Origin of the sequence: Polaribacter litorisediminis, from assembly GCF_019968605.1 — a bacterium.
In the GTDB taxonomy this organism is placed as follows: domain Bacteria; phylum Bacteroidota; class Bacteroidia; order Flavobacteriales; family Flavobacteriaceae; genus Polaribacter; species Polaribacter litorisediminis.
In genome coordinates this window covers 877,133-891,484 of record NZ_CP082966.1, presented here as the reverse complement: position 1 = coordinate 891,484, position 14,352 = coordinate 877,133, and the positions used below count along the sequence as shown (strand labels likewise).

Below are 14,352 nucleotides of genomic sequence, written 5' to 3'. Positions count from 1 at the left end.
TTGGCAAGAATTTTGAACAAATAAAAGCATGAATACAAAATATAAAAAACTAGGAATCGGTATTGTTTTAGATACCATTGGCCTAATTCCAATTCCCTTTTTAGATATAGTTTGGGCTCCTATATCTGGTTATATCATGACAAAAATGTACAAAGGTACTAGCGGAAAAATTGCAGGTATTGTGAGTTTTCTTGAAGAAATTCTTCCTTTAGATATTATCCCTACGTTTACCATTATGTGGATTTATACCTATCTCATCCAAAAGGAGGATGCTTCAAAAAAAGAGAGGAAGGAAACCGCTGTAATTGATGTTTAATTATTTTCTTTAAATAAAAAACCTAAACCCAGACGGCTCAAAAACTTTTTTTCAAAAGTCCAAAAGAATTTAAATTGACCGAAAAGAAAACCAACAATGGGCAGTGTGAGTTGGTAAATAGGAAAAATCAATAAAATCCTCAGAGGATAATAGAACCAAACGGAAATTGTGTCTGGTGATAATCCTAAAAAAGCCGTGATAGGTTTTGCAACCCAAGCAGCAAAAGAACCATTAATGGCAAAAACTACAAAAATTGCAACAACTGCCCAATTACTTTCGATACCCCAACGTTCTTTTAATTTATTCATGATGTTACGTTCTCTGTGCTTTTTGTTTTTCTAAACATGAGCCATAAACCGATTAAAACTAATGGAATACTTAAAACTTGTCCGGTGTTTAATGCATTAAAAACCCAATCTTCTCTCCCATCAACCTGAGCTTCTTTCAGAAATTCTATAAAAAAACGTAGCGACCATAAAACTGCCATAAACAAGCCAAATAAGAAACCTACTTGCTGTTTTTTATCTGTTTTCCAGTATAGATACCACATCACAAAAAATAAAATTAGGTAACTAAAAGCTTCATATAATTGGGTTGGATGTCTGGGGAAATCTTCACCATTATTTTTAAAAATAACACCAAAATTACTTCCTGTAGCCTTTCCGTAGATTTCTGAATTCATAAAATTTCCTGTTCTGATAAAAAATCCAGCCAAAGCCACCATAATTGCCAACCTATCTAAAATAAATAACCAAGGTTTATGTAAATGTTTTTTAGCATAAAAGTACATGGTTAAAATAATACCAATGGCAGCTCCATGACTGGCAAACCCTGTAAAACCTGTAAATTTCCACGTTCCATTTACTTGTTTAAAAGGAATAATTATTTCTAATAAATGGTTTTGATAATAATCCCAACTATAAAAGAAAACATCTCCTAAGCGCATTCCTACTAGCATAGAAATAAAAGTATACATAAAAAGGACGTCGAGTTTTTCTATTGGAATTTCGTCTTTAATATATATTTTTTTCATCAAATGTAAGCCCAACAAAAACGCGGCTACAAACATCAAACTATACCAACGAACTACAAAAAACCCTAAATCGATTCCTAAGGAAGGTTCCCACTCTATTGCTAAAAAATTCATATATTTCTATTCTGTTTTTGTCACTGCGAAAGTAATAAAGTAAACTAGAATTAAAGACTAAATTACCTCGTCATTCTTCCTCGTAATGACATTTTTAATTATTTCTTTTTTTCCGGAACAGGGTCATAACCACTTCCTCCCCAAGGATGACAGCTAAATATTCTTTTTAAGGCCAACCAACCACCAGAAAATAAACCATGTTTTTGCAATGCTTCTATGGTATAATGAGAACAGGTTGGACTGTATCTGCAAGTTGCTGGTGTATATGGCGATATCGCTACTTGATAAAACCGAACGAGTATAATGAACGGATATGAAAGTATTTTTTTCAAATTAAATTATTTACTTTAAAAAGTTCTCGATACAAATTGGGCAAAAAACCGAAATTACAAAAAGTAACGGACTTCTAATTCATAATTCACATTTCATAATAATCTCTTAATTTATTGAAAAAGTGGTTCCTTCCTTTCCGTCTTTTAACTGAATTCCGAGTTCAATTAATTCATCTCTTATTTGATCTGATAATGCCCATTCTTTATTTTCTCTTGCTTCTTTTCTTAATTTAATCAGAAGCTCTACTACTCCTTTTATTTTTTCTGAATTTCCTTGAGCAGTTTCATTCATCAAACCTAAAACATCAAAAACAAAAGCATTCATAGTTCCCTTAAATTCTGCTAAATCTTGTGCTGACAAATTTGCTTTTTTCTCTTTTATTTGATTGATTAGTTTTACAGCCTCAAATAAGTGTGCTATTAAAATTGGTGTATTAAAGTCATCATTCATCGCTGCATAACAATCAGACTTCCATTTTTGAACATCGAAAGTAGATATTGTACCTGCTTGAATTTTATCCATGTAAGCAACAGCTTCCATCAATTTAGAATGCCCTTTTTCTGATGCTTCTAGCGCTTCACCTGAAAAATCTAGAATACTTCTGTAATTGGCTTGCATATTAAAAAAACGAACAACAGAAGCCGAAAATGCTTTTGGTAAAATGTCATTTTCCCCAGATAAAATTTCATTTGGTAAAATAAAATTACCACTAGACTTTGCCATTTTCTGACTATTTAATAGCAACATATTTGTGTGCATCCAATAGTTTACAGGCTTTACACCACTACAGGTTTGAGATTGTGCAATTTCACATTCATGATGTGGGAATTTTAAATCCATTCCGCCTCCATGAATATCAAACTGTTCTCCCAAATACTTAGTGCTCATCACAGAACACTCTAAATGCCAACCCGGAAAACCATCAGACCAAGGAGATGGCCAACGCATAATATGGCGCTCGTCTGCTTTTTTCCAAAGTGCAAAATCTTGTGGATTTTTCTTATCAGACTGGCCGTCTAAGGTTCTTGTATTATGAATTAGATCTTCTACTTTTCTGCCAGAAAGAATTCCGTAATTGCCTTTTTTATTGTATTCTAAAACATCAAAATAAACAGAACCATTGACCTCATACGCAAAACCTTTTTCTATGATTTCTTTAATCATTTCAATCTGTTCAACTATATGACCTGTTGCCGTTGGCTCTATACTTGGTGGTAAAAAATTGTAATTTTTTAATACATTATGAAAGTCTAAAGTGTAACGCTGCACAACCTCCATCGGTTCAATTTGTTCTAAACGAGCTTTGATGGCAATTTTGTCTTCGCCTTCTTCTGCATCGTTTTCTAAATGACCGGCATCGGTAATATTACGCACATAGCGCACTTTATAACCTAAATGTAAAAGGTATCTATACATCACATCAAAAAACATAAAAGTTCTTACGTTTCCTAAATGTGCGTTGCTATACACAGTTGGACCGCAAACATACATGCCTACATACCCTTCTGTGATGGGTTTAAAATCCTCTTTTTGTTTACTGAGAGAATTGTATATTTTAAGTTGATTATTTTTATAAAGTTCCATTAAATAAGTGACTATTTATAGGGCATAAAGATAGGCACTTTAAGAAGAATAAAGAAATGGAATTTGTGAGAAGTTTGGTAATTTTAAAAAGCAGCTTTTTTATTACAAATTTCTTTTAATTGTTGTTATTTCACTGTTTTTCCCTTCTATTTTTATAGTACTATTTTTATCACTTGCATTAATAAATCCACTAAACACCGTTTTTCTTTGACCATCAATATCTTTTACAGGTAATTCCATTGTAGTAGCTGAAAAAGTAAGTTTATTAATAATATTAGACAAATTGATAGTAGCTTCAGAATAATCTAAATCAAGAATAAATTCATTATAATTAGTAATTATATTTTCAATATTTAATTTGCCAAATTTATCTGAAATAACTGTATTTTCATTTATTTGAACAATATTTACTCCAGAGGAATTATTATTCATAGTTGAATTGGTAACTGATGCTATTTTAGCATCAGTTACGTTGTTTAAAAATAAGGTACAGGCATTTAAATCGTTAATCGTAACCTGAGAATAATTAATAGTTAATTTACCTCCGTTTAAATTATTTGCATCAAAAGTGCCATAATTTACGTTACCAAAAGCCACTGTATTTGGTAATTTTACTTTACAATGACGCGTGTTTAAATCGAATGTTGCCGATTTTGGAACTTTAATTTCAAGCCTTTTTTTAATTTTTATTTTTTTTCCATCAATGGTTAAGTCATTAGATTTTCCACTAAAGTTAAAGCTCATATTTTTTAGCGTTTCTTGGGCTTTTTGTAAACTTTTTTGAAGTTCTTTTACATCTATGTTTTTAATTTGAAGTTTTGCTTGATTTATAGATGCTTTTAACTGTTCTTTATTTAATGCTTTCATCTCTTTTTTTGAGTTTTGTAAAGCTATTTTTAATTTAGAACCTGTATTTTTAAATGTTTCTTTGAGCTCATCATATTTCTTACTTTTTTTAAATTTCTCCCATTCTTCTTTTGTTTTAATAACAATATGGTCATCTCCATTATGGAATTCAAAAGAGTATTCACCTTTTTTTTCCATATTTTCTTCTAACTCCTCTAAGGTCTCAAAATCGAAATCGAAATCAAAATCGAAGTCAAAATTCATATCTGGTATTACAATAGAATCGAAATTTGGTATTTGAATTTCTGGTATCTCAAAATTAAAATCCATATTATTAAAAAAAACAACATCATTTTTTAGACCAAAAGCGTTATTTCCTTTAGAGGTAATTTGCACCTTTTTTTTATTACCTAAAGCTTCAAAATTCCAATTTTTTATATACTTTTCTGCATCTTCTTTTGCCATTCCTTCTATTTCAATAAAAGCATCTATTTGTACTTCATTCTTGTTCCAAGTAATTACATTAATTTCTGTATTCGTAGCATTAATAGCCACTTCTACATCTTTGTTTACTTTAAAATTTTCTGTGAATTTCTTTTCAACTTTTTGCGCCTCTATTGTTCCTAAAAAACAGAAAGCAATGGCAGTAATTACATTTTTATAAAACTTGTGTCTCATGGTGTTTTTTGTTTAAATTATTAAGTTGTTTTAATTGTTTTTTCAAACGTTGTAACAGCTGTAAGCGTAATTGTAAATTACTCATCAATGCATCTATAGTGTCATCATTAACCCCTTTTGTATTGAGCTCTTTGGTTAATAATTTGTATTCTTGTGTTAATTCTGCAATTTTGTTTAAGTAACCTTCTAAAACTTCTTTATTGTTTTCCGTTACTTCTAACTCACTAATTGCTAGATTTATACTGTTTGTATAATAAGTTTCTATGGTGTTAAATTCTGGTGAAATGCTTCCTAAACTAATTTCTTTTTGTGCTGAACTTGTTTCAGTATCTTTTAACTCATTTGTATATTCTCTATCTTTAGATGGATACAACTGTATTGCCAAACTAACGAGTAACACAACAGAAGCAGCAATAGATAACCATTTAAAATTGCTCTTTTTTGGCTTTTCTTGATGCATTTTTTGCATCAATAATTTTTCGAACTTCTTGTTATGATTAGAAGATAATTCTATGTTTTCTTCTTTATAATCTTTTAATTTTTCTCTAATATCTTGCTGCATAACTCGTGTCTTTTAATTGTTCTTTCAATAATTTTTTTCCTCGTAACAAATGAGTTCTGGATGTATTTTCTGTAATATTTAAAATCTCTGATATTTCTTGATGATCATATCCTTCTAGTAAATACAGCGTTAAAACCAATCGATACTTTTCTTTTAAATCATTAATTACACGTACAATTTTCTCCGTAGAAAAAGTACTTTCTATTGGCCAATGATCATTTTCTATTGTCATCGTAATCTCCTCATTTATAGAAACTATTTCTAGTTTATTTTTCTTTAATTGATCTATGCTTTGATTCACAACAATTCTTTTTAACCAAGCACCAAAAGCCACTTCATTTTTATAGGAATCAATATTTTTAAAGGCTTTTATAAATGCGTCTTGCATGATATCTTCGGCTAAAAACTTATCTTTTACATACCTAAATGCAACTAAAAACATCCCTTTTGCATATAAATTATACAATTGCATTTGCGCCTTTGCACTATTATTTTTGCACTGGTCAATAATCGTTTGATGTAATTGTTTGGTCGGTTTCATTCAATCATTCTTATGCTAAAGACGATACATTTTTAGCGATGTTGCAAAAAGATTCGATTATTTATCTTTAAATTTACAAATTAACTTTTACAATGGATAAAAAACAATCTGCTTTGCATGAAAACGATGGCGTTTCTAAACCAGCAACAACCAGTTTTTTTAGTGCAGAAAAAATAAAACGCAGTAGAGCAAAACAACATACTGTAGATGAATTTGTTTCTAAAATTTTAGACGGAAATATTACTTTTTTAAGCAAAGCCATTACCTTGGTAGAAAGTACAAATAGTAATCATCAAAAAAAAGCAAATGAAATTTTAGAACGCTGCTTGCCGTATGCAAATAATTCTGTAAGAATCGGAATTACTGGAGTTCCGGGTGTTGGAAAAAGTACATTTATTGAAGCTTTCGGTAAACATTTAACTTCTCAAGGAAAAAAAGTTGCCGTCTTGGCAGTAGACCCAAGTAGTTCTGTGAACAAAGGCTCTATTTTAGGTGATAAAACAAGGATGGAGCAATTAGTTACTGATAAAAACGCATTTATCAGGCCTTCCCCTTCCGGTACTTCTTTAGGTGGGGTTGCTCAAAAAACACGCGAAAGTATTATTTTGTGCGAAGCTGCTGGTTTTGATACCATTATTATTGAAACCGTTGGCGTTGGGCAATCTGAAACTGTGGTGCATTCTATGGTCGATTTCTTTTTGTTATTAAAATTGGCAGGCGCCGGTGATGAATTGCAAGGAATTAAACGCGGAATTATAGAAATGGCTGATGCTATCGTCATTAACAAAGCAGATGGAGAAAATGAAAAAAATGCTAAAATTGCCAAAGTAGAATTTAATAGAGCTTTGCATTTATATCCTTTAAAAGAAAGCAAATGGCAACCTAAAGTTTTAACAGCAAGTGCGTTAAAAAACATAGGTATTGATAAAATTGAAACCATGATTGCTCGTTATATTGCTTTGACAAAAGAGAATTCTTATTTTGATAAAAAAAGAAATGAACAGAATAAATATTGGTTGTTATCTACAATTAATCAACAATTAAAAGATAATTTTTATCAAAACCCGATTATAAAACTAGCATTACAGGAAGAAATACAAAATTTAGAAAATTTAAAAACTACTCCTTTTAAAGCGGCTAAAAAATTGTTGGAGTTATAATTTGTTTTTTTCTGAATTTATTTCCCTATATCTTAGCTATTTATCAATATAAAATATGAAAACAATTTTAGGTTTCCGCAAAATTCACTCAAATATAATTTGGCTTAAATAAGATCTAATTGATTTTTGTTCAGCTTTAATTTGATTTTATTTAAAACAAAATTTACTACATCTAATATGAAGACAATGAAAAAAATCACATTCTATTTACTAATATTCTTTTTGGGTACAGCAACTTTCGCTCAATCCATAGATTCAATTTTTCAATCTGTAAAATACAGAAATATTGGCCCTTTTAGAGGTGGTAGATCCGTTGCAGCATCCGGTGTCGTAGGAGATCCTTTAACCTATTACATGGGAAATACGGGCGGTGGACTTTGGAAAACAGAAGATGGTGGGCAGCTTTGGAATAATATTTCAGACGGATTTTTTAAAACAAGTTCTGTTGGAGCCATTGCAGTTTCTGAAAGCGACCCAAACATTGTATACGTAGGAATGGGCGAACACGCACCTAGAGCCGTCATGACTTCTTATGGAGATGGTGTTTATAAATCTACAGATGCTGGCAAAACATGGAAACATTTAGGTTTAGAAGCTACGCAACATATTTCTAGAATTGTGATACATCCTAAAAATGCAGACATTCTTTTTGTGGCTGCACAGGGAGCATTATATGGTCCTAACAAAGAAAGAGGTATTTTTAAATCCACTGACGGTGGTGATACTTGGACGAATGTACTTTTTGTAAATGATTTAACAGGAGCCTCTGAATTATCAATGGACTTTAACAATCCTTTAGTGATGTATGCCGCCATGTGGGAACATCAGCGCAAGCCTTGGAAAGTAATTAGCGGAGGCGTTGGAAGTGGCCTTTACAAAACTACAGATGGAGGAGAAACTTGGAATACAATACATGAAGGCTTGCCAAAGGAAAAAGGCAAAATGGCAATCGCTGTGAGTCGCTCAAATTCTGAAAAAATTTATGCTTTGATTGAAAGTGATTCTGATAAAGAATTAGGAGGATTATTTGTTTCTGATAATGGAGGCAAAAAATGGTCTAAAATCTCTTCAGATCATAGCCTTGTTCAAAGAGCTTGGTATTATATTGAATTATTTATCGATCCTAATAATGAAGAAATTGTTTATGTTTTAAACGCAAGTGCGCAACGCTCTATTGATGGCGGTAAAAATTGGTCTAGAATATCAGGTACACACGGAGATTACCATGATCTATGGATCAACCCAAACAACAGCAAAAATATGGTGATTGCTAATGATGGTGGAGCCGCAGTTTCTTATAATTATGCCAAATCTTGGTCTCCTCAAAACAGGATGCCAACAGCACAATTTTATAGAATAAATACGGATAATATGTTTCCTTATAATATCTATGGTGGTCAACAAGACAATTCTTCTGTAAAAATTAGTAGTTTATCTTTAGGTAGCGGCGGAATTAGTGGAAAGAATTGGTCGGCCTCAGCAGGAGGAGAAAGTGCTTTTTTAGCTTTTAATCCTAACAATCCGAGATATGTAATGGGTGGAAGTTATTTAGGAACTATTGAAATACTGGATACAAAAGCAAAAGCTAGTACTCAAATTATGGCTGCTCCTATTCAATATCTGGGCAGAGATTCTAAAGATATGAAATACAGATACAATTGGAATGCTCCCATTATTTGGTCTCAACACGAACCAGATACGTATTATCATGGAGCTCAAATGTTATTGAAAACTAGCGATAAGGGAACTAATTGGGCGGAAGTTTCACCAGATTTATCCAACAATGAAAAGGAAAAACAAGGAAAAGGTGGCGGACCTTATACAAACGAAGCGGTGGGCGCCGAAAACTATGGCACATTATCTTATGTTGTAGAGTCTCCATTTGAGAAAGGAGTTCTCTGGGCTGCGACAGATGATGGCGTTTTGCAATTAACCAAAAATGGTGGAAAAACTTGGTCTAATGTAACACCAAAAAATCTACCCGAAACTTTGATTAATTCTATTGAAGTGTCTCCACACGACAAAGCAACAGCCTATATCGCAACAACACGATTCAAATTTAATGACTATACCCCTGCACTTTATAAAACGACAAACTATGGTACATCATGGAAGAATATTAGTGCTGGTATTCCAATGGGAGCTTACACAAGGGTAATTCGAGAAGATACCGAGCGAAAAGATTTGCTTTTTGCTGGCACAGAATTAGGCATGTATATTTCATGGAATGGTGGAAAAAAATGGCAGTCGTTTCAATTAAACTTGCCTACAACCCCGATTACTGATTTAAAAATAAGCCATGACAATCTGAATGTTGCTACCATGGGAAGATCATTTTGGATTTTAGATGATTTGGAATTATTACGACAGTTTGACGGTACTGATAACTCTTTTTCATTGCTTCAACCAGCAGATGCTATTATCGGAAATTGGTCTAGTCAATTAAATGGTAACTCTACAAACTTTGATGGCACAGATGATTCTGAAGGAGTAAACCCTGCGAATGGTGTTGTTTTTTATTACAATTTACCAACTGTATTTAAGGATGCAGAATTAACTTTAGAGATTAACGATAAAGACGGGAATTTGGTGAGAACCCTTAGCTCTAAAGCCGATGTTAAATATGTAGAATATCCTGGAGGCCCATCTCCTGAGCCCCTATTATCTAATAAAGCAGGACTTAATCGTTTTGTGTGGGACATGAGATATAACAGTTTACCTGGTGCACCAACCGCTTATATTGAAGGATCTTTTAGAGGTCATAAAGCCATGCCAAACAAATATACCGCGATTCTAAAACAAGAAGAACAAACCGCTGAAGTGTCTTTTAAAATATTGCAAAACCCATTGTACGATGTAACTGCCGAAGAGTATCAAGAAACGCATGAATTTAAAACCAAAACGGAAGCAAACTTAACAGAAATGCACATGAGAGTGAACAACTTAAAGAAAGTTCAAGATCAAATTGCATTTATATTAAAGGATTTAGCCGAACACAAAAAATATAACGAAGTAAAATCTAAAGGAAATGTAATTCTCCAAAAATTAAAAACTTGGGATGAAGAGATGGTACAACGTAAATCAAAAGCTTATGATGATGTAGAGAATTTTCCGAATAAATTTACTGCAGAATACATCTTTCTTATGAACCAAAATGACAGTGATTTGCCAAAAGTAAATCAGGCTTCCAAAGACCGACTCAAAGAGCTCAACAAACAATGGACCTTATTAAAAAACAGATCTGAAGAACTTATCAATATCGACATTCCGGCATATAACCGCTTACTTTGGAACCATGGTATTGGAGCTTTAAAAATCAAATAAAAAACAGTCAATAAATTGAAAACTTTCAAAAATGCAATTTCACCAATTCTTCGTTTACTTTTTTAGTCAGTAAACTATTCCATTTTGAGGTATTTAAATAAAATGAGGTGTTTTTTAATGCAATATTTTAAACAGTAACTCCTTCAAAAGATCTCGGTGAGATTGGCTTGCTCCAACCCCCTTACTCTTTACATCTGCATCTCTTAGAAAGGCGATTACTTGTGCTACTTTTCGCATCGGGTAATTTTTTGCTGCCGAAAAGTATTCATCAACAAAATAAGGATTTACACCCAAGTTTTTGGCGACTGAACTTTTAGATTTATCCTTTAATCCATGCAGTAATAACAACTGGGTAAAATAATTATTCAACAAAGAAATCGTCATTACTAAGGGATTCTTTTTAGGGTTTTCTGCAAAGTAATTGATAATTCTATTTACCTTTAAAATGTTCTTTTCGCCTACTGCTTTTTTAAGTTCGAAATTATTAAAATCCTTAGAAATGCCGATATTATCCTCAATATCTTTATCACTAATGATGCTTCCTTTGGGCAGAATCAACATTAATTTCTCTAATTCATTCGCTATTTTACTTAAATCTGTGCCTAAAAATTCTACTAACATTTGAGAAGCTTTTGGCTCAATTTTATATTTTTTAACGCTTAAAACACGGAGAATCCAATCTCCAACCTGATTATCATATAATTTTTTACTTTCATAGACCAAACCAGATTTAGCAATTGCCTTATGTAATTTTTTACGCTTGTCTAATTTCTTGTATTTGTAGTTCAATACTAAAACCGTAGTTGGCTGCGGATTTTCTGCATACCCCACTAATTTGTCTATATGCCTGCTTAAATCTTGTGCTTCTTTAATAATTAAAACCTGCCTTTCTGCCATCATTGGGTACCGTTTAGCAGTAGATATAATATCTTCAATTTCGGTATCTCTACCATACATCACCTGTTGGTTGAAACCCTTTTCTGATTCTTCTAAAACATTTTTCTCAATATAATCAGAAATAATATCAATATAATAAGGCTCCTCACCCATTAAAAAATAAATGGGTTTTATATTTCCTTTTTTAATATCTGAAAGAATGGTTCTTATTTCATTCATAGGCATATCATTTATCCTTTCTATAGAAAAGGAAACTCTTATGGATTTCTATTTTAATGATTACTTTAGATAAATATACATTTTTCTAAAAGTAATTTTTATACTTTTATCGCATGCAAAAACTCAATCTACCTTTTTATAATTTCAAACTCAAAAGTAGCGAAAATAAGATGCTTATTTTTGATAAATTGAGAAAAAAGTATTTGGTTTTAACGCCAGAAGAATGGGTTCGTCAGCATTTTGTTCAGTTTTTGATTGATGAAAAAAAATATCCAATTTCTTTAATCGCAGTAGAAAAACAGTTAACAATTAATCATCGTAAAAAAAGAACCGATATTTTAGTGTTTAATTCTGATGGAAACCATGAAATTATTGTTGAATGTAAAGCACCCTCCATTAAAATTAAACAAGATACTTTTGATCAAATTGCTCGTTATAATTTAAAATTAAAAGCTAATTATTTAATTGTAACGAATGGATTAGAACATTTTTATTGCAAAATGGACTTTGAAAAAGAAACCTATGTTTTTTTGAAAGAGATTCCTAGTTATAGGTAACTTTTGAGCTACTATAACACATTTAGTGCTAAAGTATCAGAAAAAAACAAATTATTCACTTAGATTGTTAAAGGAGTAGCAATGATCATAACGATTAAATTTAATTGGTCTAAACAGGTTTCTTTCGATAAAATTAAAATGATATTAATTTATAAAATGTAATTTCGCAACTTTGAAAACAGCCATTGTTATATTAAATTGGAACGGACAAAGATTATTAGAGCAGTTTTTGCCGTCTATCGTAAAGTATAGTTCGCAAGAAGCTACTATCTATGTGGCAGATAATGCATCTACAGACACCTCTATTCAATACATTAAAACATTTTTTCCTTCGATTAAAATTATAGAAAATACCACAAATGGTGGCTATGCAAAAGGTTATAATGATGCACTTCAATTTATAGATGCCGATATTTATTGCTTGCTAAACTCTGATATTGAGGTTACCAAAAACTGGTTGTCTCCCATTTTAGAAATTTTTAAAAATGATGATCAAACTGCAATTATTCAACCAAAAATATTAGATTTTAAGAATAAAAAGAAATTTGAATATGCAGGGGCTGCGGGTGGATTTATCGATTTATATGGATATCCTTATTGCAGAGGACGTATTTTTAAAGATTTAGAAACTGACGAAGGACAATTTAATGATATTAAAGAAATTTTTTGGGCCTCAGGAGCATGTTTCTGTATACGCTCTAAAGTGTATCATAAATTGCATGGTTTTGATGAAGATTATTTTGCGCACCAAGAAGAAATTGATTTATGCTGGCGAACTAAAAACATCGGTTATAAAGTAAAATATGTTGGAACTTCAACTGTTTTTCACCTTGGTGGAGCAACTTTACAAGAAACCAATCCGCAGAAAACATTTTTAAATTTTAGAAATAGTTTGTTTAGCATCGTGAAAAATGTACCTAAAAAATGGTTTTTATTTGTCATTTTTTCACGTTTAATTTTAGACGGAATTTCTGCTTTAAAGTTTTTATTGGAATTAAAACTAAAACATGTTTGGGCAATTTTAAGAGCTCACTTTAGTTTCTACAAAAACTTTTTTAAATTCTTAGAAAAGCGAAAAGCACTATTTAAAAGTCAAAATTACCATGCACATACAAGCATTGTTTGGCAATATTTTGTGCTGGGCAGAAAGAAATTTAAAGATTTAGAGTAATGCCAATGTAATTACATAATACCACTATACATCGTTATTTTTTTTCGCTTACTTTTTATTAAAAAAATGACAGTAAAAAGAGCTATACTGCTTCTTTCTTAGTTGATATACAAATGGAAAAATGCATTTTATTTCCGAAACTTTACATGACAAAGGTATGAAAGCCCAAAAATAAAAGGTTATCAGAATTTTGCTTTAAATGCTTCCTAAAACAACTACTTTTATAACAAAAGTTTTACAAGTATTTGATTAGTAACCTTTTAATTTCCGAGCAATATCTGAAGGAAAAAAGGAGTTTTTAAAGTATCTCTAAACTACCTTTTCCTTCTCTGATCACTTGAGGCTCATCATCTGTTAAATCGATAATTGTAGAAGCATAATTATCACCAAAACCTCCATCAATAACGATATCTACAAAGTTTTTCCATTTTTCGAAAATTAATTCAGGATCTGTTGTATATTCTAAAATATCATCATCATCTCTTATAGAAGTAGAAACAATTGGGTTTCCCAAAGCTTTCACAATTGACCTTGCAATGTTATTATCTGGAATACGAATTCCTACTGTTTTCCTTTTTTTAAAAGATTTTGGTAAACTATTACTACCCGGTAAAATAAAGGTATAAGGCCCTGGTAAGGCCCTTTTTAAAATTTTAAAAGTTGGTGAGTCTATTTGCTTTACGTAATCTGATAAATTACTTAAATCTGAACAAACAAAAGAAAAGTTTGCCTTTTCAAGCTTCACCCCTTTTATTCTCGCAATTTTTTCTAGTGCTTTTGTATTCGTAATATCACAACCCAAACCGTAAACAGTATCTGTAGGATAAATAATTAAGCCACCATTTCGTAGCACTTTTACAACCCTGTCAATTTCTTTAGGGTTAGGGTTTTCCGGATATATTTTAATAAACTCTGCCATAACATAAAAATATAATAAATATTAATTTTAAAGAATAACAATTGTGTTTTACCAAAAATTAAAAACACAATTGATATTTATTTACTTATTTTTAGGGA

The 14,352-nt window shown here is 31.4% G+C and carries 14 protein-coding genes; 5 read left to right on the top strand and 9 right to left on the bottom strand.

Features of this window, described 5'->3' with window-relative positions:
* Positions 1–28 precede the first annotated feature (28 nt).
* Positions 29–316: a hypothetical protein gene (locus tag K8354_RS03880; protein WP_223445514.1), complete on the top strand. Its 288-nt coding sequence runs from the start codon at positions 29–31 to the stop codon at positions 314–316.
* Here the strand turns inward: K8354_RS03880 and K8354_RS03875 are convergent.
* The 7 genes from K8354_RS03875 to K8354_RS03845 all read right to left on the bottom strand — a co-directional run bounded on the left by K8354_RS03875 (position 313) and on the right by K8354_RS03845 (position 6,007).
* Entirely contained in the window at positions 313–624 is a 312-nt protein-coding gene (locus tag K8354_RS03875) for a DUF6787 family protein (protein WP_223445513.1), read from the bottom strand. The two genes, K8354_RS03880 and K8354_RS03875, sit on opposite strands and share 4 nt — an antisense overlap.
* Complete coding sequence (lgt, locus tag K8354_RS03870; RefSeq protein WP_223445512.1) at positions 621–1,463, bottom strand: prolipoprotein diacylglyceryl transferase; 843 nt, start codon at positions 1,461–1,463, stop codon at positions 621–623. Before lgt ends, K8354_RS03875 begins: the two co-directional genes overlap by 4 nt.
* Positions 1,464–1,561: 98 nt before the next feature.
* Positions 1,562–1,795: a membrane protein insertion efficiency factor YidD gene (gene yidD / locus K8354_RS03865; protein WP_223445511.1), complete on the bottom strand. Its 234-nt coding sequence runs from the start codon at positions 1,793–1,795 to the stop codon at positions 1,562–1,564.
* Positions 1,796–1,901: 106 nt separating this feature from the next.
* The gene (cysS, locus tag K8354_RS03860; RefSeq protein WP_223445510.1) at positions 1,902–3,380 is read right to left on the bottom strand and encodes a cysteine--tRNA ligase; all 1,479 of its coding nucleotides are present in this window, start codon (positions 3,378–3,380) and stop codon (positions 1,902–1,904) included.
* Between the two features lie 102 nt (positions 3,381–3,482).
* Positions 3,483–4,904 carry a hypothetical protein gene (locus tag K8354_RS03855; protein ID WP_223445509.1) on the bottom strand — a complete coding sequence of 474 codons (1,422 nt, stop codon included), beginning with the start codon at positions 4,902–4,904 and terminating at the stop codon, positions 3,483–3,485.
* The gene (locus K8354_RS03850) at positions 4,885–5,466 is read right to left on the bottom strand and encodes a hypothetical protein (RefSeq protein WP_223445507.1); all 582 of its coding nucleotides are present in this window, start codon (positions 5,464–5,466) and stop codon (positions 4,885–4,887) included. Before K8354_RS03850 ends, K8354_RS03855 begins: the two co-directional genes overlap by 20 nt.
* Positions 5,450–6,007, bottom strand: a complete 558-nt coding sequence (locus K8354_RS03845) for an RNA polymerase sigma factor (RefSeq protein WP_223445505.1) — start codon at positions 6,005–6,007, stop codon at positions 5,450–5,452. The genes K8354_RS03850 and K8354_RS03845 overlap by 17 nt, the downstream gene beginning before the upstream one ends.
* Positions 6,008–6,099: 92 nt before the next feature.
* Between K8354_RS03845 and meaB the strand changes: the two genes are divergently transcribed.
* Together meaB and K8354_RS03835 are read left to right on the top strand one after the other, a co-directional pair.
* Positions 6,100–7,167 carry a methylmalonyl Co-A mutase-associated GTPase MeaB gene (gene meaB / locus K8354_RS03840; protein WP_223445503.1) on the top strand — a complete coding sequence of 356 codons (1,068 nt, stop codon included), beginning with the start codon at positions 6,100–6,102 and terminating at the stop codon, positions 7,165–7,167.
* Positions 7,168–7,353: 186 nt separating this feature from the next.
* A complete protein-coding gene (locus K8354_RS03835) occupies positions 7,354–10,491 on the top strand; it encodes a VPS10 domain-containing protein (RefSeq protein ID WP_223445501.1) in 3,138 nt (1,045 codons plus the stop codon).
* Positions 10,492–10,605: 114 nt separating this feature from the next.
* Here K8354_RS03835 and holA read toward each other — a convergent pair whose 3' ends face one another.
* Complete coding sequence (gene holA, locus K8354_RS03830) at positions 10,606–11,607, bottom strand: DNA polymerase III subunit delta (RefSeq protein WP_223445498.1); 1,002 nt, start codon at positions 11,605–11,607, stop codon at positions 10,606–10,608.
* Between the two features lie 113 nt (positions 11,608–11,720).
* On the opposite strand from holA, the gene K8354_RS03825 reads away from it, so the two are divergent.
* Both K8354_RS03825 and K8354_RS03820 read left to right on the top strand, forming a co-directional pair.
* Positions 11,721–12,164 (top strand): type I restriction enzyme HsdR N-terminal domain-containing protein, encoded by a 444-nt coding sequence (locus tag K8354_RS03825; protein WP_223445496.1) that lies wholly within the window; start codon positions 11,721–11,723, stop codon positions 12,162–12,164.
* 172 nt (positions 12,165–12,336) lie between these two features.
* Positions 12,337–13,335 carry a glycosyltransferase family 2 protein gene (locus K8354_RS03820; protein WP_223445494.1) on the top strand — a complete coding sequence of 333 codons (999 nt, stop codon included), beginning with the start codon at positions 12,337–12,339 and terminating at the stop codon, positions 13,333–13,335.
* 298 nt (positions 13,336–13,633) lie between these two features.
* Here the strand turns inward: K8354_RS03820 and K8354_RS03815 are convergent, their stop codons facing one another.
* Positions 13,634–14,254 carry an L-threonylcarbamoyladenylate synthase gene (locus tag K8354_RS03815; RefSeq protein ID WP_223445492.1) on the bottom strand — a complete coding sequence of 207 codons (621 nt, stop codon included), beginning with the start codon at positions 14,252–14,254 and terminating at the stop codon, positions 13,634–13,636.
* Positions 14,255–14,352 lie beyond the last annotated feature (98 nt).

Excerpts from the sequence above, each read along its gene's own strand:
- K8354_RS03855 (WP_223445509.1), bottom strand. The coding sequence starts at position 4,904 with ATGAGACACAAGTTTTATAAAAATGTAATTACTGCCATTGCTTTCTGT.
- K8354_RS03850 (WP_223445507.1), bottom strand. The coding sequence starts at position 5,466 with ATGCAGCAAGATATTAGAGAAAAATTAAAAGATTATAAAGAAGAAAAC.
- K8354_RS03880 (WP_223445514.1), top strand. The coding sequence starts at position 29 with ATGAATACAAAATATAAAAAACTAGGAATCGGTATTGTTTTAGATACC.
- K8354_RS03875 (WP_223445513.1), bottom strand. The coding sequence starts at position 624 with ATGAATAAATTAAAAGAACGTTGGGGTATCGAAAGTAATTGGGCAGTT.
- meaB (WP_223445503.1), top strand. The coding sequence starts at position 6,100 with ATGGATAAAAAACAATCTGCTTTGCATGAAAACGATGGCGTTTCTAAA.
- K8354_RS03825 (WP_223445496.1), top strand. The coding sequence starts at position 11,721 with ATGCAAAAACTCAATCTACCTTTTTATAATTTCAAACTCAAAAGTAGC.
- lgt (WP_223445512.1), bottom strand. The coding sequence starts at position 1,463 with ATGAATTTTTTAGCAATAGAGTGGGAACCTTCCTTAGGAATCGATTTA.
- cysS (WP_223445510.1), bottom strand. The coding sequence starts at position 3,380 with ATGGAACTTTATAAAAATAATCAACTTAAAATATACAATTCTCTCAGT.
- K8354_RS03835 (WP_223445501.1), top strand. The coding sequence starts at position 7,354 with ATGAAAAAAATCACATTCTATTTACTAATATTCTTTTTGGGTACAGCA.
- holA (WP_223445498.1), bottom strand. The coding sequence starts at position 11,607 with ATGAATGAAATAAGAACCATTCTTTCAGATATTAAAAAAGGAAATATA.
- K8354_RS03845 (WP_223445505.1), bottom strand. The coding sequence starts at position 6,007 with ATGAAACCGACCAAACAATTACATCAAACGATTATTGACCAGTGCAAA.
- K8354_RS03815 (WP_223445492.1), bottom strand. The coding sequence starts at position 14,254 with ATGGCAGAGTTTATTAAAATATATCCGGAAAACCCTAACCCTAAAGAA.